17 protein-coding genes are annotated in these 18,738 nt (G+C 67.9%); 9 read left to right on the plus strand and 8 right to left on the minus strand.

Annotated elements, in window-relative coordinates; all coding sequences use genetic code 11:
* Nucleotides 1-109: 109 nt before the first annotated feature.
* The gene (locus PARHAE_RS01470) at nt 110-2,065 is read left to right on the plus strand and encodes an OmpA family protein (RefSeq protein WP_126152833.1); all 1,956 of its coding nucleotides are present in this window, start codon (nt 110-112) and stop codon (nt 2,063-2,065) included.
* A 94-nt stretch (nt 2,066-2,159) separates the two neighbouring features.
* Here PARHAE_RS01470 and PARHAE_RS01475 read toward each other — a convergent pair whose 3' ends face one another.
* The 3 genes from PARHAE_RS01475 to PARHAE_RS01485 form a co-directional block, all read right to left on the minus strand.
* Nucleotides 2,160-4,412, minus strand: a complete 2,253-nt coding sequence (locus PARHAE_RS01475; RefSeq protein WP_126152834.1) for a transglycosylase domain-containing protein — start codon at nt 4,410-4,412, stop codon at nt 2,160-2,162.
* A 163-nt stretch (nt 4,413-4,575) separates the two neighbouring features.
* The gene (locus PARHAE_RS01480; RefSeq protein WP_206436838.1) at nt 4,576-5,979 is read right to left on the minus strand and encodes an ammonium transporter; all 1,404 of its coding nucleotides are present in this window, start codon (nt 5,977-5,979) and stop codon (nt 4,576-4,578) included.
* Nucleotides 5,980-6,182: 203 nt separating this feature from the next.
* Nucleotides 6,183-7,184 (minus strand): polyprenyl synthetase family protein, encoded by a 1,002-nt coding sequence (locus PARHAE_RS01485; protein WP_126152836.1) that lies wholly within the window; start codon nt 7,182-7,184, stop codon nt 6,183-6,185.
* 75 nt (nt 7,185-7,259) lie between these two features.
* Here PARHAE_RS01485 and PARHAE_RS01490 point away from each other — a divergent pair, with 75 nt between their 5' ends.
* From PARHAE_RS01490 to PARHAE_RS01500, 3 genes are read left to right on the plus strand one after another with little or no spacing between them, the layout of a single operon-like run.
* Nucleotides 7,260-7,469, plus strand: coding sequence for a putative signal transducing protein (locus PARHAE_RS01490; RefSeq protein ID WP_126152837.1), 210 nt, complete (start codon nt 7,260-7,262; stop codon nt 7,467-7,469).
* Complete coding sequence (locus PARHAE_RS01495) at nt 7,462-8,220, plus strand: tRNA1(Val) (adenine(37)-N6)-methyltransferase (protein ID WP_126152838.1); 759 nt, start codon at nt 7,462-7,464, stop codon at nt 8,218-8,220. The genes PARHAE_RS01490 and PARHAE_RS01495 overlap by 8 nt, the downstream gene beginning before the upstream one ends.
* A gap of 60 nt (nt 8,221-8,280) precedes the next feature.
* Nucleotides 8,281-8,445, plus strand: a complete 165-nt coding sequence (locus PARHAE_RS01500; protein ID WP_126152839.1) for a YdcH family protein — start codon at nt 8,281-8,283, stop codon at nt 8,443-8,445.
* A 71-nt stretch (nt 8,446-8,516) separates the two neighbouring features.
* Here PARHAE_RS01500 and phbB read toward each other — a convergent pair whose 3' ends face one another.
* From phbB to PARHAE_RS01515, 3 genes are all read right to left on the minus strand, one after another.
* On the minus strand, nt 8,517-9,242 hold the full coding sequence (phbB, locus tag PARHAE_RS01505; RefSeq protein ID WP_126152840.1) for an acetoacetyl-CoA reductase: 726 nt from the start codon (nt 9,240-9,242) through the stop codon (nt 8,517-8,519).
* 84 nt (nt 9,243-9,326) lie between these two features.
* Nucleotides 9,327-10,499, minus strand: coding sequence for an acetyl-CoA C-acetyltransferase (locus PARHAE_RS01510; RefSeq protein WP_126152841.1), 1,173 nt, complete (start codon nt 10,497-10,499; stop codon nt 9,327-9,329).
* Nucleotides 10,500-10,600: 101 nt separating this feature from the next.
* Nucleotides 10,601-11,416, minus strand: a complete 816-nt coding sequence (locus PARHAE_RS01515) for an EAL domain-containing protein (protein WP_126152842.1) — start codon at nt 11,414-11,416, stop codon at nt 10,601-10,603.
* Nucleotides 11,417-11,519: 103 nt separating this feature from the next.
* Here PARHAE_RS01515 and PARHAE_RS01520 point away from each other — a divergent pair, with 103 nt between their 5' ends.
* Nucleotides 11,520-12,098 (plus strand): DNA-3-methyladenine glycosylase I, encoded by a 579-nt coding sequence (locus PARHAE_RS01520; RefSeq protein WP_126152843.1) that lies wholly within the window; start codon nt 11,520-11,522, stop codon nt 12,096-12,098.
* Here PARHAE_RS01520 and PARHAE_RS01525 read toward each other — a convergent pair.
* On the minus strand, nt 12,073-12,618 hold the full coding sequence (locus PARHAE_RS01525) for a TlpA disulfide reductase family protein (protein WP_126152844.1): 546 nt from the start codon (nt 12,616-12,618) through the stop codon (nt 12,073-12,075). The two genes, PARHAE_RS01520 and PARHAE_RS01525, sit on opposite strands and share 26 nt — an antisense overlap.
* Nucleotides 12,619-12,641: 23 nt before the next feature.
* Between PARHAE_RS01525 and argH the strand changes: the two genes are divergently transcribed.
* The 4 genes from argH to PARHAE_RS01540 all read left to right on the plus strand — a co-directional run bounded on the left by argH (nt 12,642) and on the right by PARHAE_RS01540 (nt 17,991).
* Nucleotides 12,642-14,045: an argininosuccinate lyase gene (argH, locus tag PARHAE_RS01530; RefSeq protein ID WP_126152845.1), complete on the plus strand. Its 1,404-nt coding sequence runs from the start codon at nt 12,642-12,644 to the stop codon at nt 14,043-14,045.
* The gene (locus PARHAE_RS20930) at nt 14,042-14,194 is read left to right on the plus strand and encodes a hypothetical protein (RefSeq protein ID WP_164555105.1); all 153 of its coding nucleotides are present in this window, start codon (nt 14,042-14,044) and stop codon (nt 14,192-14,194) included. Before argH ends, PARHAE_RS20930 begins: the two co-directional genes overlap by 4 nt.
* The gene (lysA, locus tag PARHAE_RS01535; protein WP_126152846.1) at nt 14,195-15,460 is read left to right on the plus strand and encodes a diaminopimelate decarboxylase; all 1,266 of its coding nucleotides are present in this window, start codon (nt 14,195-14,197) and stop codon (nt 15,458-15,460) included.
* A gap of 74 nt (nt 15,461-15,534) precedes the next feature.
* Complete coding sequence (locus PARHAE_RS01540; RefSeq protein WP_241232626.1) at nt 15,535-17,991, plus strand: DUF4175 domain-containing protein; 2,457 nt, start codon at nt 15,535-15,537, stop codon at nt 17,989-17,991.
* Here the strand turns inward: PARHAE_RS01540 and PARHAE_RS21305 are convergent, their stop codons facing one another.
* Nucleotides 17,992-18,669, minus strand: coding sequence for a zinc-ribbon domain-containing protein (locus PARHAE_RS21305; protein ID WP_241232627.1), 678 nt, complete (start codon nt 18,667-18,669; stop codon nt 17,992-17,994).
* Nucleotides 18,670-18,738: the final 69 nt, after the last annotated feature.

Consider the following 18,738-nt stretch of genomic DNA (forward strand, 5'->3'; position numbering starts at 1 on the left):
TTGGGATTTCCGCCGATCACGACCGGGTCACGCACCTGTTTGGAACCGGCAACTTCGAACACTGGTTACATGCGCGACAGATCAAACCGTTCGAGGCAAGGGAATCCCAATGCGCCGCATGATCAACAACACGACCGCCATCGCGGCCTGCCTGTCGCTGCTGGTGCCGCCCATGGCCCAGGCCCAGGGCGCGCCCACCGAAGGCGAACAGCCGCCCGTGCCGCCTGCCCAGGAACAGCAGGCCGAAACGGCAGCCCCTGAAGTGGAGAGCGCGCCCGTGGAATCGGCTGCGCCCGAAGCGGCAGCCGAGACCCCGGCCGAACCGGCCGTCGAAGCCACCCCCGAACCGGAATCGCCCGCTGCGGAACCAGAGGCCGAGGCGGCGACCGAACCGGAGGCTCCGGCACCCGAAGCCCCGGCAGCCGACGCCACTGCCGCACCCGCACCCGCGTCGCAGGAGGCCGAGGCACAGGCAGAACCGGCAGAGGTTCCGGCCCAGGCCGAGGCCCCGGCGGATTCCGAAGGCAGATCGCAGCGCGCCGACGAGCGCGCCGAACGCCAGGCCGAGCAGGAGCAGTCCACGGCCGATGCCCAGGCCGAACGCCCCGCCGAAGCCCCTCGCCAGCAGGATGAGGAACCCCCGGCCGCAGCCCAGGACGCGCGCCAGCAGGATCAGGAGCGACCCGCGCCAGCCGCCCGCGAACAGCAGGCCGACCGTCCCGAACCGGCACCAGCCGAGGACAGCGCCGACCCCCTGCGCGATGCCTTGGAGGCCGAACAGTCCCCCGAAACCGACGCTGCCCAAGCGGAACCGGACCAGGCGCAGGCTGATGCCCCTGCGGCGCCGAATCAGGATGACCCGCGCGACGTCCCGGCCCGCGAACAGGCGACCCCCGAGGCAGCCGCCGAAAGCCAGCCCCCTGCCGCAGACCCTTCGGCCCAAGCCTCGGAAACCGTGCCCGAGGCCGATGCTCCGGCCACCGAAGGCGCCCAGCAGGCCGCCGAGGAGACGGGCGCGGCCACTGCTGCTGCCCTGAACGACGATCAGCAAGGCGAGGTGGTCGAGCAGCAGATCACCGAGGAGAACAGCCGTTCCTCGTCCGAGGACTTCGCGACCAGCCTGCGTGACGCCCTGGCGCCGGAACAGGCGCAGACGGCCCAACGCAGCGACGATGACGACGACAACGACCTGGCCAAGGCGCTGCTGCTGGGCTTGGGTGCCGTCGCGGTCGGAACCTATCTCAACAACAACCGCCAGGTGGCGCTGTCGGCGCCCGACCGGGTGGTCGTGACCCGCGCCGACGGCAGCCAGGAGGTGATCAAGGACGAGGTGGCCCTGCTGCGCCAGCCCGGATCGACCGTGGCGACCGAGAATTTCGACGACGGTTCGTCGCGCACGGTCGTCACGCGCGCCGATGGCAGCCGCGTCGTCACCATCCGCGACGCCGACCTGCGGGTGCTGCGCCGCACGCTGGTCTCGGCCGACGGCACACAGACCCGCCTGATCGACGACACCGCCGAGGTCCAGCCGGTCGATCTCTCGACCCTGCCCGCGCCTGCGCCCGTGACCGCGACCGGCGTGTCCCAGGACGAGGCCGCGCTGCGCGCAGCCCTGCAGCGTGAGGTGGATATCGACCGCCGATTCACGCTGGGGCAGATCCGATCCATCCCGCAGGTCCGCGCCCTGGTGCCGCCGGTAACGATCGACGCGATCACCTTCGACACGGGGTCTGCGGCGATCTCTCCCGATCAGGCCCGGCAGTTGTCCGCGCTGGGCAACGTGATCCAGGACGCGATCGCGAAGAACCCCCAAGAGATGTTCCTGATCGAGGGCCATACCGATACCGTCGGCCCCGACGCCGCGAATCTGGCGCTGTCGGACCGGCGCGCGGAATCGGTGGCCCTGGCGCTGACGGAATATTTCCAGGTGCCGCCGGAGAACCTGGTCGTGCAGGGCTATGGCGAACAGTTCCTGCAAGTCCGTCAGGAAGGCGACGTACGCGAAAACCGTCGCGCGGCGGTCAGGCGGATCACCGACTTGTTGCAAACTGCGCGGGCGCAATAAGAAAAAAACCCGGCGCGGGATCCTGAAGCATTCTGCGCCGAAGGCCACGACCTTCAAGGCCTGCCCGCGTCGCCGCGGGCAGCTTCCCCATCCCTCAGTTCCCGCCCAATATTCCATTCAGCGCCCGGCTCAGCGCATCGTCCGAACTGGCGGTGCTGCTGTCGCCGGGGGTCTGCGGGGCCGTCACCTGCGTCGGCGCACCCCCCGCCAGATTGGCCGAATTGACGGCCCCCGCCAAGGCCGCCGCCAGAGGGTCGTCTGCTGAACCCGAGGTTACGACGCGGGGCGCGCCGTCGTTGGACAGCAGGATGCCGCTGCCGTCCGGCGATACGGTAGAGAGCGGCAGTTCCGGCAGCCCCTCGTGAATGTCGGTCATCACCGCCTGCCAGATCTCGGCGGGCAGGCCGCCGCCGGTCACGCCTTTCAGCGGGGTGTTGTCGTCATAACCCATCCAGACGCCCACGACATACTGTTCCGAAAAGCCCACGAACCAGGCGTCGCGATAGCTGCTGGTGGTGCCGGTCTTGCCGGCCACCGGGCGCGTACCCATCTTGGCGCGGGTGCCGGTGCCGCTGTCGATCACCTGCTGCATCATGTAGATCAACTGCCCCGCCGCGCGCTGGCTGATGACCCGCGCGCCCATGCCCCCCGACTGGCCCATCAGCGGCTGGTCGTCGCCTGCGATGCGCAGTTCGATCAACCCATAGGGCGCGACCGAGGTGCCGCCGTTGCGGATCCCGGCATAGGCGCCGGTCAGCTCCATCAGCGTCGCCTCGGACGCGCCCAGGCCCAACGAGGGGCTGGTGGTCAGGTTGCTGACGATGCCGAAGTCGTGGGCAATGCGGCGCACCGCGTCGCGGCCGACGGCTTCCTGCAAGCGGATCGTGGCGGTGTTCAGCGACTGTTTCAGCGCCGTGGTCAGCGTGACGTTGCCGTAATAGCGGCGGGTATAGTTCTGCGGCGACCAGGGCTTGCCGCCGGGGATGCGGATGGTCAGCGGCCCGTCCTCGATCCGGTCGCCGGGGCCATAGCCCGCCTCCAGCGCGGCGGCATAGACGAAGGGCTTGAAGGACGATCCGGTCTGGCGCTTGGCCTGGACGGCGCGGTTGAAGGCGCCGTTCACGATGCTGTCGCGCCCGCCGATGATCGCGCGCACCGCGCCGTCGGCGGACATCACCACCACGGCGGCCTCGGCCTTGGAATTGTCGCTGACCTTTTCGTCGAAGATCCGCTTCAGCGCCCGTTCCGCCGCCGTCTGGATGCGCGGGTCAAAGGTGGTGCGGATCGTCACGTCCTCGGTCGTTTCGCTGGTCAGGAAGCCGGGACCGGATTCCATCACCCAATCGGCGAAATATCCGCCCGCCCGCGCCTCGGCGGCCTGGGACAGCGAGGCGGGATTGGCGCGGGCTTGCGCGACCTCATCAGGGGTCAGATAGCCTTCCTCGCCCATCAGGCCCAGGACCACGTTGGCCCGTTCCCGGCTGCGTTGCAGGTTCGCGGTCGGCGCGAAATAGCTGGGCGCTTGCAGCAGGCCCGCCAGCATCGCCGATTCGGCCGCGTTCACCTCGGACGCGTGCTTGTTGAAATAGCGCTGGCTTGCAGCCTCGAACCCGCGCGAACCGCCGCCCATGTAAGAGCGGTTCATGTAGATGCTGAGGATTTCGTCCTTGGAATACTTGGCCTCAAGCGCGAAGGCGAAGGGCACTTCCTTGATCTTGCGCCAGATGCCGCCGCCCCGGCAATCCTGTTCGAATTCGGCCTCGTTCTTCCAGCGGATCGGATCGAAGGTCTCGCCCAGGCACAGCAGCTTGGCGACCTGCTGGGTGATGGTCGACCCGCCGTTGCCTTCCAGCGGACCGCGCCCTTCGGCCAGGTTGATCTTGATGGCGCTGGCGATGCCGCGCGGGCTGACGCCGAAATGGCGGTAGAAGCGCCGGTCCTCGGTCGAGATCACGGCCTCTTTCAGGACCGGGGCGATCTTGTCGCTGGTGACGGCGCCATAGGTCTCGCCCCGCCAGGCGAAGACCTTGCCGTCAGCGTCAAGCATGGTGACGGACCCGCGCGCGCGGGCGTCGAACAGGGCCTGGGGTTCCGGCAGGCCGGCATAGAAATAGGCGGTGGCGCCGCCGATGATCAGGGCCATCACCATGGCCAGCCGCCACATCGAACCCCAGACGATCCGCCAGATCAGGCCGACCGTCCCCGCGATGGTGCGCACCACGACATTGCCGCGCCGGACGGGGGCCTTGTGGCGGCGCACGGGGGATTTCGGCTCGGCCGGGGCCGTGCGTTTGTCGGCAACAGGGCTGCGGCCCGTGCGCTTCGGGGTGCCGGTCGGTCGTTTCATGAGTCAGGGTGCCTGCGTGTCTGCCCGCGGCCGCTTTCCGGCCAAATTGCGCGCCAGCCTATACCAAAAATCGCGCCGAGGGAATTGCGCTGACCAATCCGTGATTTGCGCATGAAAAAAGGCCCGGCGGGATCGCCGGGCCTTTGGATCGGCACCGATGGCGTCAGTTATAGGCGTTTTCGCCGTGGGTGGTGATGTCCAGGCCCTGGCGTTCGTCGTTGACGGTGACGCGCAGCCCGATCAGCGCCTTGACGATGTGGATGGCCACGAAGGACACCACGCCCGACCAGACGATCGCGATCACCACGCCCAGGGTCTGCGCATAGACCTGCCCGCCCATCGAGAATTCGGCCACGGCATTCGCGCCGTAATCGAACACGCCCGTGCCGCCCAGCGAGGGCGCGGCGAAGACGCCCGTCAGGATCGCGCCGACGATGCCGCCGATGCCGTGGATGCCGAACACGTCCAGGCTGTCGTCGATGCCCATGCGCGGCTTCACGCTGATGACGAACCACATGCACAGCAGGCCCGCGACCAGGCCGATGGCGATGGCGCCCATCGGGCCGACGAAGCCCGCCGCCGGGGTGATGCCCACCAGCCCGGTGATGGCGCCCGAGATTCCGCCCAGCAGGCTTGGATGGCCGCGGAAGGCCCATTCGCCGAAGGACCAGGCCAGCACGCCCGCGGCGGTGGCGACGGCGGTGTTGATCATCGCCAGGGCGGTCAGGCCATTGGCCTCCAGGTTGGACCCGGCGTTGAAGCCGAACCAGCCGATCCACAGCAGGCAGCCGCCCACCAGGGTGAAGGTCAGGTTGTGGGGGGCCAGAAGCTCTTTCTTGTAGCCGATGCGGGGACCGGCGACCATGGCGGCGACCAGGCCGGCCACGCCCGCGTTGATGTGGATGACCGTGCCGCCCGCGAAATCCAGCGCGCCGTGGCTGAACAGCAGGCCCGAGGGCGCGTCATAGGCCGACGGGCCGCCCCACCACCAGACCATATGGGCCATCGGCAGGTAGGACAGGAAGAACCAGATCACGATGAACAGCAGAACCGCGCTGAATTTCAGCCGTTCCGCCGTGGCGCCCACGATCAGGGCCGAGGCGATGCAGGCGAAGGCCATCTGGAAGATCACGAAGGACAGTTCCGGGATCACCACGCCCGCCGTGAAGCCCTCGACCACCGACTCGGTGCCGACGCCCGACAAGAACATCTTCGACAGCCCGCCGATAAAGGGGGTCAGGAAGCCCACCTCCTCGGCCGTGCCCGCCCCGGTGAAGGCCAGCGAATAGCCGAAGGCCACCCACAGGATCGCCATCATGCTGAACACCGTCAGCACCTGCATCAGCACCGACAGCATGTTCTTGGCCCGCACCAGCCCGCCATAGAACAGCGCCAGCCCCGGCAGCGTCATCATCATCACCAGGATGGCCGAGATCAGCATCCAGGTCGTATCGCCCTTGTCCGGGACCGGCACGGCGGCCTCGACCGCGACCACGGCATCCTGCGCGAATGTGGGCGCCGCAATCAGCATCGCGGCACCGGCAATAAAGGGAGCAGCCCTTGTCATCATCATATCCCCTTCCATGCGGCACCGGACGCGCCGCCGACGCCCTTTCATGGGGCGGGGCGCGGGGGCTTGCACAGACGCCGGGCAGGCACGGGACGGGGCCAGACAGAAATTGCCCGTTTCATGGGCGGATTATGCCGCCATCGCCTGTCCAGGGGGCAGAATCTGGATCGGAGATGCCCGTGGGACGTGCAAGGGCGCGGTCAGGCGACGCGGCTGACGACGAAATCCGCCAGATCGGACAGCATGTCGCGGATCGGATGCGGCGGCAGATTGGCCAGCGCCGTGCGGGCGGTGGCGGACCATCGCAAGGCGTCGGCGCGCGCGGCCTCCATCGCGCCGTGCCGCGACAGCAGCGACAGCGCCCGGTCCAGGTCGCCGTCCCGCTGGTCGCCCTGTTCGATGGTGCGCGACCAGAAGGCGCGTTCCTCGGGAGTGGCGCGGGCGACCGCCTTGATGACCGGCAGGGTCAGCTTGCGTTCGCGGAAATCGTCGCCGACATTCTTGCCGATGGTCTCGGTCGCGCCGCCGTAATCCAGCAGGTCGTCGACGATCTGGAAGGCGATGCCAAGCGCGTCGCCGTAATCGAACAGCGCCCGCACCTGATCGGCAGGCGCCCCCGCGATGACGCCGCCCACCTCGGTCGCGGCAGAGAACAGCGCGGCGGTCTTGCCGCGCACCACCGTCAGATAGACGCCTTCGTCGGTGCGCAGATCCTGGGCGGCGGTCAGTTGCAGAACCTCGCCCTCGGCGATGGTGGCGGCGGCGTTGGACAGGATCTCCAGCGTGCGCAGGTTGCCGGGTTCCACCATCAACTGAAAGCTGCGCGCGAACAGGTAATCGCCCACCAGCACGCTGGACTTGTTGTCCCACAGCAGGTTCGCCGTCGGGCGTCCGCGCCGCTGGCGGCTTTCGTCCACCACGTCGTCATGCAGCAGAGTCGCGGTGTGGATGAATTCGACCGTCGCGGCCAGGTGGACGTGATAGGGCCCGGCATAGCCCAGCATCTTTGCCGCCGCCAGTGTCAGCATCGGCCGCAGCCGCTTGCCCCCGGCCTCGATCAGATGGGCCGTCACCTCGGGGATGCGGGGGGCGTGTTCGCTGGACATCCGCTGCCGGATCAAGGCGTTGACCGCCTCCATCTCGGGGCTCAGCGCCTCTGCCAGCCGGTCCAGCGGTTTCTGGACGTTTTCCTGCACACCCATGGCCTTACCCCTTTGCCGCGCCCGTCCCTTGCCATGCCATCGACAATTCCGCAACCGCCCCCTAACGTCCGCCCCATGAAAGAACTGTTCCGCAGCAACGATCCCGTCCGCAAGTCCCGCGCCCTGGGCCTGCTGGAGGACGAGGGCATCCCCGCCTTTCCCATGGACCAGCACATGAGCATCCTGGAAGGATCGCTGGGGATCCTGCCGCAGCGGCTGATGGTCGCGGATCGCGACGAATTCATGGCCCGCGCGATCCTGCGCGACGCCGGCCTGGATGAGTGATCTTTCCGACGACGGCTTCCTGGACGGCCGGCTGCGCGTCTTGCAGCCCCGGCGCGGCTTCCGGTCGGGCGCCGATGCGGTGATGCTGGCGGCGGCCTGTCCGGCGGCGGCGGGCCAGGCGGTGCTGGAACTGGGCTGCGGGGCGGGGGTCGCCAGCCTTTGCCTGGGCTGGCGCGTGGCGGATCTGCGGCTGGCGGGCCTGGAACGACAGCCCGACTATGCCGACCTAGCGCGACGGAATGCCGCGGCCAATGGCATCGCGATGCAGGTGCTGACGGGCGACGTGGCGCTGCCGCCTGCCGCTTTGCGGGCGATGGCCTTCGACCATGTGATCGCCAACCCGCCCTATTTCCTGGGCGGCACCCCGGCGCCCGACGGCGGCAGGGCGCTGGCGCGGCAAGAGCAGACGCCGCTGGCGGTCTGGATCGACGCGGGCTTGCGCCGATTGCGGCCGGGCGGCGTCCTGACGCTGATCCAGCGGGCCGACCGGCTGGACGCGATGCTGGAGGCGCTGTCGGGCCGGGCGGGATCGATGGCGATCCTGCCCATCGCGGGCCGGGCGGGGCGAGAGGCGGGCCGCGTGATCCTGCGGGCGCAGAAGGGCGGGCGAGGTCCGCTGCGGCTGCTGGCGCCCTTCGTGATGCACCGCGCGCCGGCCCATCCGGGCGACCGGGAAGACCTGACGCCGGCGGCATCGGCGGTTCTCCGCGAGGGGCTGCCGCTCACGACCCTGTTTGCAAAAGTCTCGTGACAGAATCGAAAGCCTGTGCTGCAATCCCCCTGTTCGACTCAACCTATACAGGAGGACGAGATGTCGGTTGCTTCCCACGTCGAGGAACTGCGCAAGAAACACCAAGTTCTGTCCGAAACCGTTGAAAAGGAACAAAGAAGCCCTGGTGTCAGCGATCTGCAAATCAAGGCGATGAAGCGCGAGAAACTTCGTCTCAAGGAAGAGATTTCCCGACTGTCCCACTGATCCGTTGAACGATGACGGAATTGGAACGGCCCGCGCGATCCGCGCGGGCCGTGTCCGTTTGTCGCAGCCTGTCAGGCGAAATACTGCCCGCCATTGGCGGTGATGGTCGACCCGGTGATGAAGCCCGCATCGTCCGAGGCCAGGAACACCACTGTCCGGGCAATCTCCTCGGGTTCGCCCAGGCGTCCTACGGGGATCTGCGGGATGATGCGTTCGTTCAGCACCTTTTCGTCGATGGCCTTGACCATTTCGGTCGCGATATAGCCGGGGCAGATCGCATTCACGGTGATGCCCGCCCGCGCGCCTTCCTGAGCCAGCGCCTTGGTAAAGCCCAGGTCTCCGGCCTTGGCGGCGGAATAGTTCGCCTGGCCCGCCTGGCCCTTCTGCCCGTTGATCGAGCTGATATTGATGATCCGCCCGAACTTGCGGTCGCGCATTCCCGACCAGACCGGATGGGTCATGTTGAAAACGCCGGTCAGGTTGGTGTCGATGACCTCTTTCCACTGCTGCGGCGTCATCTTGTGGAACATCGCGTCCCGCGTGATGCCGGCGTTGTTGACCAGCACGGCGATGGGGCCAAGATCCTCTTCGATCTGCTTGATGCCCGCGGCGCAGGCGTCATAGTCCGCGACCGACCATTTATAGGTCTTGATCCCGGTTTCGTCCGTAAACGCCTTGGCGGCCTCGTCATTGCCCGCATAGGTCGCGGCGACAGTATAGCCAGCCTCTTGAAGAGCCTTGGAAATCGCCGCGCCGATTCCGCGCGAGCCGCCGGTGACAAGTGCTACTTTGGACATGGTCCCCTCCCTCAAATAAACATCATTGAAATATTGCTACAAGGCAAGTTGGTGGCGCGCAATATCATTGCGCGCCATTTTTTCTTACCGCTCGACGCAGAGCGCCACGCCCATGCCGCCGCCGATGCACAGCGTGGCCAGGCCCTTCTTGGCGTCGCGGCGCTTCATCTCGAACAGCAGGGTGTTCAGGACGCGCGCGCCCGATGCGCCGATCGGATGGCCGATGGCGATGGCGCCGCCGTTCACGTTCACGATGTCGGGGTTCCAGCCCATGTCCTTGTTGACCGCGCAGGCTTGGGCGGCGAAAGCCTCGTTCGCCTCGACCAGATCCAGATCCTGGACCGACCAGCCCGCCTTTTCCAACGCCTTGCGGCTGGCGGGAATCGGGCCTGTGCCCATGATCGCCGGATCCAGCCCCGCCGTCGCATAGGACGCGATCCGCGCCAGGGGCGTCAGGCCGCGCCGGTTCGCCTCGTCCTCGGTCATGACCATCACCGCCGCCGCGCCGTCGTTCAGCCCCGAGGCGTTGCCCGCCGTGACCGAGCCTTCCTTGGAAAAGGCGGGACGCAGCTTCTGCATGGCGTCGATGGTCGCGCCCGCCCGGATGTATTCGTCCTTGTCCACCACCGTGTCGCCCTTGCGGGTCTTGACGGTGTAGGCGACGATTTCATCATCGAAGCGGCCAGCCTTCTGCGCGGCCTCGGCCTTGTTCTGCGAACCAAGCGCGAATTCGTCCTGCTGGTCGCGGCTGATCGACCATTTCTGCGCGACGTTTTCCGCCGTGGTGCCCATGTGGTAATTGTTGAAGGCATCCCACAGCCCGTCGCGGATCATGGTGTCGACCAGTTGCATGTCGCCCATCTTCTGCCCGGCGCGCAGATAGGCGGCGTGCATCGACATCGACATGCTTTCCTGGCCCCCGGCCAGCACCACCCGCGCATCCCCCAGGATCACCTGCTGCGCGGCCAGGGCCACGGCCCGCAGGCCGGACCCGCAGACCTGGTTGATCCCCCAGGCCGAGGATTCCTGCGGCAGGCCCGCCTTGATATGCGCCTGGCGCGCGGGGTTCTGGCCTTGGCCCGCAGTCAGCACCTGGCCCAGGATCGTCTCATCGACCTCGGCCGGGTCCAGGCCCGCGCGGGCCACGACCTCCTTCAGGACGGCGGCGCCCAAGTCATGCGCCGGGATATTTGCGAACGATCCCATGAAGCTGCCGACGGCGGTGCGGGCGGCAGAGACGATTACGGCTTTGGTCATGACGGGTTCCTTCCCTCGAAGCCAGACAGATGGCGAATCGAGGACAGGATGCGGGTTCGTGCCGTCGCGTCAAGCAGATCGGCCAAAAGTCGTGCAGAGCTTTACCGCAAGGCCGCCGAGGGCGGGGACTTCCACGGCGGCGCGATGGTCGGCGCCCCGAAGTAATAGCCTTGCAGGCAGTCGATGCCGTTTTCGATCAGGAAGCTGGCATCGTCCGCCGTTTCCACCATTTCCGCCACGGTGAACATGTCGAAATGCCGGGCGATGGACATCAGCGCCTGGGTCAGCACCTGGTTGTCGGGATGGTCCGAGATTTCGCGGATGAACTGGCCGTCGATCTTGATCATGTCGAAGCAGAAATCCCGCAGATAGCGGAACGAGGTATAGCCCGCCCCGAAATCGTCGAGCGCCAGGCTGATCCCGTATTTCTGAACCTCGCGCATGAAGGACTTCACCTCGTCGGGAAGGCCCATGGCCGAGCTTTCGGTGATTTCCAGGATCAGCCGTTCGGCGGCCTGCGGGTCGTCGGCGACGCCGCGGCGCAGGATGGTCATCCAGGCGGGATAGCCGATCGACCGCGCCGACATGTTGATGGACAGCCGCAGCGACGTTTCCTCGGACAGGGCCTTCAGGCCCAGCGACAGCGACAGGCAGTCGATCCGGCGGCCCAGTTCGGTGGTTTCCGCCACCGGCATGAAGTCGCGCAGCGGCACCATGCGGCCCGATTCGTCGATGATGCGGATCAGCCCTTCGTAAAAGGCCGGGCGGCTGGTCCGCTGCGCCTGCACGACCGGCTGGAAGGCCAGCACCCCGTTGCCCCTTTCGACCGCCAGCCTGACGGCCGGCAGGGTCAACCGGCTTTGCCGGTCCACGGCATAATCCAGCGGCGAGCCTTTCGCAGGCGGGTTCGCGTCCATCACATCAACCCTCGTTACGCAATCATTCCGTGTTCCCTTATGGCGATGATCGCCTAATTTGCCGTAAACAGGCAGGAGTTTCTGGATAAAAGGTTAACGATCCATGACCGACCGCTGCACCTGGTGCGGGACCGACCCGCTGTATGTCGCCTATCACGACACCGAATGGGGCGTGCCCGAACGCGACCCGCGCGCCCTTTGGGAAAAGCTGGTGCTGGACGGCTTCCAGGCGGGGCTGTCCTGGATCACCATCCTGCGCAAGCGTGACGGGTTCCGAGAGGAATTCGACGGCTTCGACCCCGAACGCGTGGCCCGCTGGGACGCGGCGCGAATCGACCGCGCGCTGCAAAACCCCGGCATCGTCCGCCATCGCGGCAAGATCGAGGCGACCGTGAAGGGCGCGCGCCTGTTCCTGGAGATCGAGGGCGATCAGGGATTCGCGCCCTGGCTGTGGTCCTTCGTCGGCGGCCAGCCGATCCAGAACCGCTTCGCCAGCATGGCCGAGGTTCCCGCCGCCACCCCCGAATCGACCGCCATGTCCAAGGCGCTGAAGAAACGCGGCTTCACCTTCTGCGGGCCGGTCATCACCTATGCCTTCATGCAGGCCACGGGCATGGTCAACGACCACATGACCGGCTGCCCGCGCCACGCGGAACTCAGCGCTGCGTCAACTGTCGGATAAGGGTCTTGGCGCCGTCGGAATCCCAATGGTCGTCCCCCATCAGGCGGGCGATCTCGTTTCCGTCGCGGTCGATCAGCACGGTGACGGGCAGGCCGACCACGCCCATGTCGCGCGCCAACTGCTGGCGCGGGTCCAGCAGGACGGGCAGGTTGGTCACGCCGGTCTCGGCAAAGAACTCGTGGATCTTCGGCACCGCGTTGCGGCCCGTGGCGATGGTCACGACCTGGAAGTCCTCGCCGCCCAGTTCGGACTGGAGCGCGTCGAGCGCGGGCATTTCCTTGCGGCAGGGCGCGCACCAGGTCGCCCAGAAGTTCACCAGAACGACCTTGCCCTTGTAGTCGGCCAGGGTATGCGTGCCGCCGTCCGGGTCGGTGAATTCGACCGCGCTGACCGGCGGCGCGTCCTGGGTCTGGACCAGCTTCGGCAGCGCCTGCCTGGCCGCGTCCCAGTCCACCGGACCCGCGAAGGCGGCGTTTGCACCGAAAAGCAGTGCCGTATAAAGCAGGGCGGAACGCAGCATGAAGACCTCCGAGGGACGCGCCAATGACCGACCGGCCGCAACAGGACAGCGCCAACAGCATGTGGGGCGGGCGCTTCGCCGCCGGGCCGGACGCGATCATGGAGGCGATCAACGCCTCGATCGGGTTCGACCGGCGGCTCTACGCCCAGGACATCCGGGGCAGCCGGGCCCATGCCGCGATGCTGGCGGCGCAGGGCATCATCAGCACTAGCGATGCCGAGGCGATCAGGGAAGGGCTGCTCACCGTCTTGTCAGAGATCGAGGCGGGCAAGTTCCCCTTCCGCACCGAACTGGAAGACATTCACATGAATGTCGAGGCGCGCCTGAAAGAGATCATCGGCGAACCGGCGGGCCGGTTGCACACGGGCCGGTCCAGGAACGACCAGGTGGCGACCGATTTCCGTCTGTGGGTGCGCGACCAGTGCGACGCCGCGATCCAGGCGCTGCGGGCGCTGATCCGCGCTGCTTTGTCGCAGGCCGAGGCCGGGGCGGATTGGGTCATGCCGGGCTTTACCCATCTGCAAACCGCCCAGCCGGTCACCTGGGGCCATCACATGATGGCCTATGTCGAGATGTTCGGCCGGGATCTGTCGCGTTTCCAGGACGCGCGGCGGCGGATGAACGAATCGCCCCTTGGGGCTGCGGCCCTGGCCGGAACCGGCTATCCCATCGACCGCCATGCGACGGCGGCGGCACTGGATTTCGACGCCCCCATGGCCAACAGCCTGGATGCCGTATCGGATCGGGATTTCGCGTTGGAGTTCCTGTCGGCATCCTCGATCTGCGCCGTCCACCTGTCGCGGCTGGCCGAGGAACTGGTGATCTGGTCCTCCGCCCAGTTCCGCTTCGTGTCGATGTCGGACAAGTGGTCCACCGGATCGTCGATCATGCCGCAGAAGCGCAACCCCGACGCGGCCGAGCTGATCCGCGCCAAGATCGGCCGCATCCTGGGCGCGACGGTGGCGCTGTTCACGGTGATGAAGGGCCTGCCCTTGGCCTATTCCAAGGACATGCAGGAGGACAAGGAGCAGGTCTTCGACGCCGCGGACAGCCTGATGCTGGCCCTGGCCGCGATGACCGGGATGCTGTCCGACCTGTCCGCCAACCGCGAGAAGATGGAGGCCGCCGCGGCCTCGGGCTTTTCCACCGCGACCGATCTGGCCGACTGGCTGGTCCGCGAATTGGGCCTGCCCTTCCGCGACGCGCATCATGTCACCGGGTCGCTGGTCGCCCTGGCGGAACAGCGGGGCTGCGACCTGCCGGACCTGACCCTGGCCGACATGCAGGGGGTCCATGCGGGGATCACCGATAAAGTCTTTGGCGTTTTGGGCGTTCACAACTCGGTCGCGTCGCGGCAAAGCTATGGCGGCACGGCGCCCGGTCGGGTGCGCGCGCAGATCGCTCGCTGGAAGGAGATACTGGCATGAAATGGTTCGCAATCCTGGCGGTGATCGCGGTGGCTGCCTGCGGCGTCGACGGCGCCCCCGAACGCCCTTCCGCAGCGCCGAAGACGGCCCCCAAATCCAACGTCTCGATTTCCGGCCACGCCACCATGGGCGTGATCACGGAGCTGTAGGTGGACCATTTCAACTATCACGCGGGGGAACTGCACGCCGAGGATGTGCCCCTGTCGCGCATCGCCGCAGAAGTGGGCACCCCGGTCTATGTCTATTCGGCGGCGACGCTGACGCGGCATTTCGGCCTGTTCCGGCAGGCGCTGGCCTGGACCGATCACCTGGTCTGCTTCGCCGTCAAGGCCAACAGCAATCTGGCGGTCCTCAAGCTGCTGGGCGATCTGGGCGCGGGGATGGATGTCGTCTCGGGCGGCGAATACGCACGCGCCCGCGCGGCGGGGGTGCCTGGCGACCGGATCGTCTTTTCCGGCGTCGGCAAGACCCTGGCCGAGATGCGCCAAGCCATCGAAGGCGGAATCCGCCAGTTCAATATCGAGAGCGAGCCGGAAATGCGCGCTTTGTCGACCCTGGCCGCCAGCATGGGCGCGGTGGTGCCGGTCGCCGTCCGCGTGAACCCGGACGTGGACGCGAAAACGCACGAGAAGATCGCCACCGGGAAATCTGAAAACAAGTTCGGCATCCCCATCGCCCGCGCGCGCGAGGTCTATGCCGAGGCGGCAAGCCTGCCCGGTTTGCGGGTCGTCGGCGTCGATGTGCATATCGGCAGCCAGTTGACCGATCTGGACCCCTATCGCGCGGCCTATGCCAAGGTGGCCGACCTGACCCGCGCCTTGCGCGCCGACGGCCATGCGATCACCCGGCTGGATCTGGGCGGGGGCTTGGGCATTCCCTATCGCCGCGACAACAACGCGCCGCCCTTGCCGCTGGAATACGGCCAGGTGATCCGCGAGACGGTGGGCGACCTGGGCTGCGAGATCGAGATCGAGCCGGGCCGCAACATCGTCGGCAACGCGGGCATCCTGCTGTCGCAGGTGATCTATGTGAAACAGGGCGAGGGCCGCGATTTCCTGATCGTGGACGCGGCGATGAACGACCTGGCGCGGCCGGCCATGTATGGCGCGCATCACGACATCGTGCCGGTGATCGAACCCGCGGTCGGCGCGGCGGTGCGGCCCTTCGACGTGGTGGGGCCGGTCTGCGAATCGGGCGACACCTTCCAGAAGGGCGCGGACCTGCCCCGGATGGCGGCGGGCGATCTGGTCGCCTTCCGGTCGGCGGGCGCCTATGGCGCGGTGATGGCCTCGGAATACAATTCCCGGCCGCTGGTGCCCGAGGTTCTGGTGCGGGGCGATCACTTCGCCGTCATCCGGACGCGACCGACGTTTGAGGAAATGCTGGCGCGGGATAGCATTCCCGCATGGCTTTGACGCGGCACGAGTCGGAACCGTCGCAGCCGGGGGCTGTCTGCCCCCGGACCCCCGAGGATATTTTCGCACAGAAGATGGGACCGGTCGCACGCGCCCTTCGTCTGACCCGCTGGGGGATGGTGTGGGAGCAGGCGGCCCGCGCTTTCTGGCCGCTGGGCACGGCACTGGCCGCTGTGTTCGCGGCTTTCGCCCTGGGCGTCGTTGCCGCGGTGCCGGGGCCGGTGCTGCCCTGGCTGGCCGGGGCCGTGGTGCTGATGCTGCTGTGGACCGCGATCCGGGGCGGGATGCGGTTCCGCCGGGTGCGCATGGCCGATGCGGTGGACCGCCTGGACCGGACCCTGCCGGGGCGGCCCTTGGCGGCGCTGTCGGACCGTGCGGCCGTCGGCGGCGAGGGCGCGCTGTGGCAGGCGCATCTGGCGCAGATGCAGGCTCGTGCGGCGCAGGCGCGGGCGGTGCGTCCCGATGCCGGGCTGGCGCGGCGCGATCCCTTTGCGCTGCGGCTGGCCGGGCTGGTGGCCCTGGCTATGGCGATGGTCTTCGGCGGCGCGGCCCAGATGGGGCAGGGGATCCAGGCCCTGGCCGCGACCGTATCGCGGCCGGTGGCGACCAATGCGGTCCCAGCCGGGCCAAGCTGGGAGGGCTGGGCCGAGCCGCCCGCCTATACCCGCCGCCCGACGATCTATCTGAACGCCCTGGCCGAGGGGCAGGTGCTGGAACTGCCCAAGGGCAGCGCCGTGACCTTTCGTCTGTATGGCGGCGGGGTGACGGTGACCCAGGACATCGGCCCGGCGGTGGGCGAGGATCCGCAGGCGCCCGGTTTCCGGGCCGAGGCATCGGGCGTGATCGAGGTCGCGGGGCGGCGTTTCGACGTGACCGTGCTGCCCGACAACGCGCCGGTGATCCGCGCCGGGGCGGCGCCGGTGCGCCGCGCGGACGGTCGGTTGGTGCAGGATTTCGAGGCCAGCGACGATCACGGCGTTGCTTCGGGTCAGGCGGTGATCGCGCTGGACTTGCCCGCGGTGGACCGCCGCTTCGGTCTGTCCATCGATCCCGAGCCGCGCCCGGCGGTCGAACTGGTCCTGCCGCTGCCGCGCGGCGACCGCCATCAGGTCAAGGGTCAGTTGACCGAGGACCTGTCGCGCCACCCCTGGGCGAATCTGCCGGTCAGCGTCAGCCTGCGCGCCGTCGACGGGATCGATCAGCTGGGCGAGGCGCAGCCCATGCACACCGTCCTGCCGGGGCGGCGCTTCTTCAATCCCTTGGCCGCCGCGCTGATCGAGATGCGGCGCGACCTGCTGTGGTCGCGCGGCAATGCCGGCCGCAGCGCCGAGATCCTGCTAGCCGTCACCTGGCAGCCCGAAGGGTTCGTCGAACGTCCCCTGTATCTGCAACTGCGCGGCGCCGTGAACCTGCTGGAAGGCCCGGCCCTGAGCGACAAGCTGCGCGACGACCTGGCCGAGGCGCTGTGGCAGGCCGCGATCCAGTTGGAGGATGGCGGGCTGTCGGATGCCTTGGAACGGATGCGCCAGGCCCAGCAGAAGCTGTCCGAGGCGATCCGCAACGGTGCCAGTCCCGACGAAATCCAGCGGCTGATGGACGAACTGAAAGAGGCGACGGACGCCTATACCGACATGCTGGCGCAGCAGAACCAGCAGGATCCGTCCGAACGCTTTACCAGGGACCAGCCAAGCCAACAGATCACCGGCGACCAGATCCAGCAGATGATGGACGAAATCCAGCGCCTGATGAACGAGGGCCGGATGGCCGAGGCCCAGGAATTGCTGGAACAGTTCAACCGCATGATGGAAAACCTCCAGGTCCGTCAGGGTCAGGGGGGCGAGGGTCAGCAGGGCAGCAGCGGCAACCAGCCGATGAACCGGCTGGCCGATACGCTGCGCGAGCAGCAGCGCCTGTCGGACGAAGCCTTCCGCGACATGCAGGAACAGTTCGGCCAGGGCCAGATGGGGCAGCCCTCGCCCGACGCGCAGGGACTGGCCGACCGGCAGCGGCAGCTGCGCGAGGATCTGGGCCAGCAGCAGGGACTGTTGCCGGGCCAGGGATCGCCTGGCGGTGACCAGGCGCGGCGGCAGTTGGATGAAGCGGGCCGCGCCATGGAGGATGCCGAACGCGCCTTGCGCGAGGGCGATACCGGCGGCGCCTTGCAGCGTCAGGCCGATGCGATCCAGTCGATGCGCGAAGGGATGCGGGCGCTTGGCGACATGATGGCCCAGCAGCAAGGCCAGCAGGGCCAACAAGGTCAGCAAGGCCGGGGCGAGGATGGTCAGCGGCCTGGCGGCGGTGATCGCGCCGGGGAAGGACAAAGCTTTGGCCAGCGTCCGACGCTGGATCCCCTGGGCCGTCAGCGCGACGGTAACGGCAATGTCATCGCGGGGGGCGATCCGCTGGCCGAGGGCGTCGATCCGGCCCGCCGTGCGCGCGATCTGCTGGACGAAATCCGCCGCCGCACTGGCCAGCCGGAACGTCCGCAGGACGAACGCGATTACTTGGGACGGCTGCTGGATCGGTTCTGATCAGCGGACCAGCGTGGCCGCGCGATCCTGCAACCACAGCCGCGCCCCGTCCAGGCTGGCCCGAAGCTGCATCAGCCCGTCGCCAAGTCCCCCTTGATCGGCCAGCCGGGGCGCCAGCAGATACAGGGCCACCACGCCCCCGGCCAGCATCACCGCCAGCCCGAAGCCCATGCCATAGCCGCCCGGCCTGCGGGCAGGGGCGGGTTCGCTGACCATCGGCACCGGGGCGTGGACCGGGGCGGGGGTTGGGCGGGCTTCGCCTGGCTGTTCAATGGCGGGCGGCAAAGGATCCGGCAGATCCGGCAGCGCGGCGTCGGCGGGTTTGGCGTCGAAATGCCGGGTGATGGTCGTCGCGGGCCATTCGGGATCGGCGGCCGCGCGGGGGACGCCTGGGGCGGCCTCGCCATCCTCGGCCGCGCGGGCGCGGCGTTCGTGTTCGACCTCGCCCCTCAGGATTTCCAGCACGCTGTCGGGCAGGCGGCGGCTCAGCGGAGGCAGGTCTGCGGGCGGCTGGGCGGCGGGCAGGGACGGCAGATCGCCCGGATCCTGCCGTGCCGTGCCGTGCCAGATCTTGCCGCAGGCGCTGCACTCGACCTCTCGCCCCTCGGGTGGGATGGCCGTGTCGGGCACGCGGTATTCGGCCGCGCAACCGGGACAGATCAACCGTATTTCCGCCATTCCGACCCCTCGCATTCGCCTTGTGGCTGTTCTATCAAGCGCGGGGCCGGGTTCCAAGCCGGGCACCGA

The organism is Paracoccus haematequi, assembly GCF_900631945.1.
Taxonomy (GTDB): Bacteria; Pseudomonadota; Alphaproteobacteria; order Rhodobacterales; family Rhodobacteraceae; genus Paracoccus; species Paracoccus haematequi_A.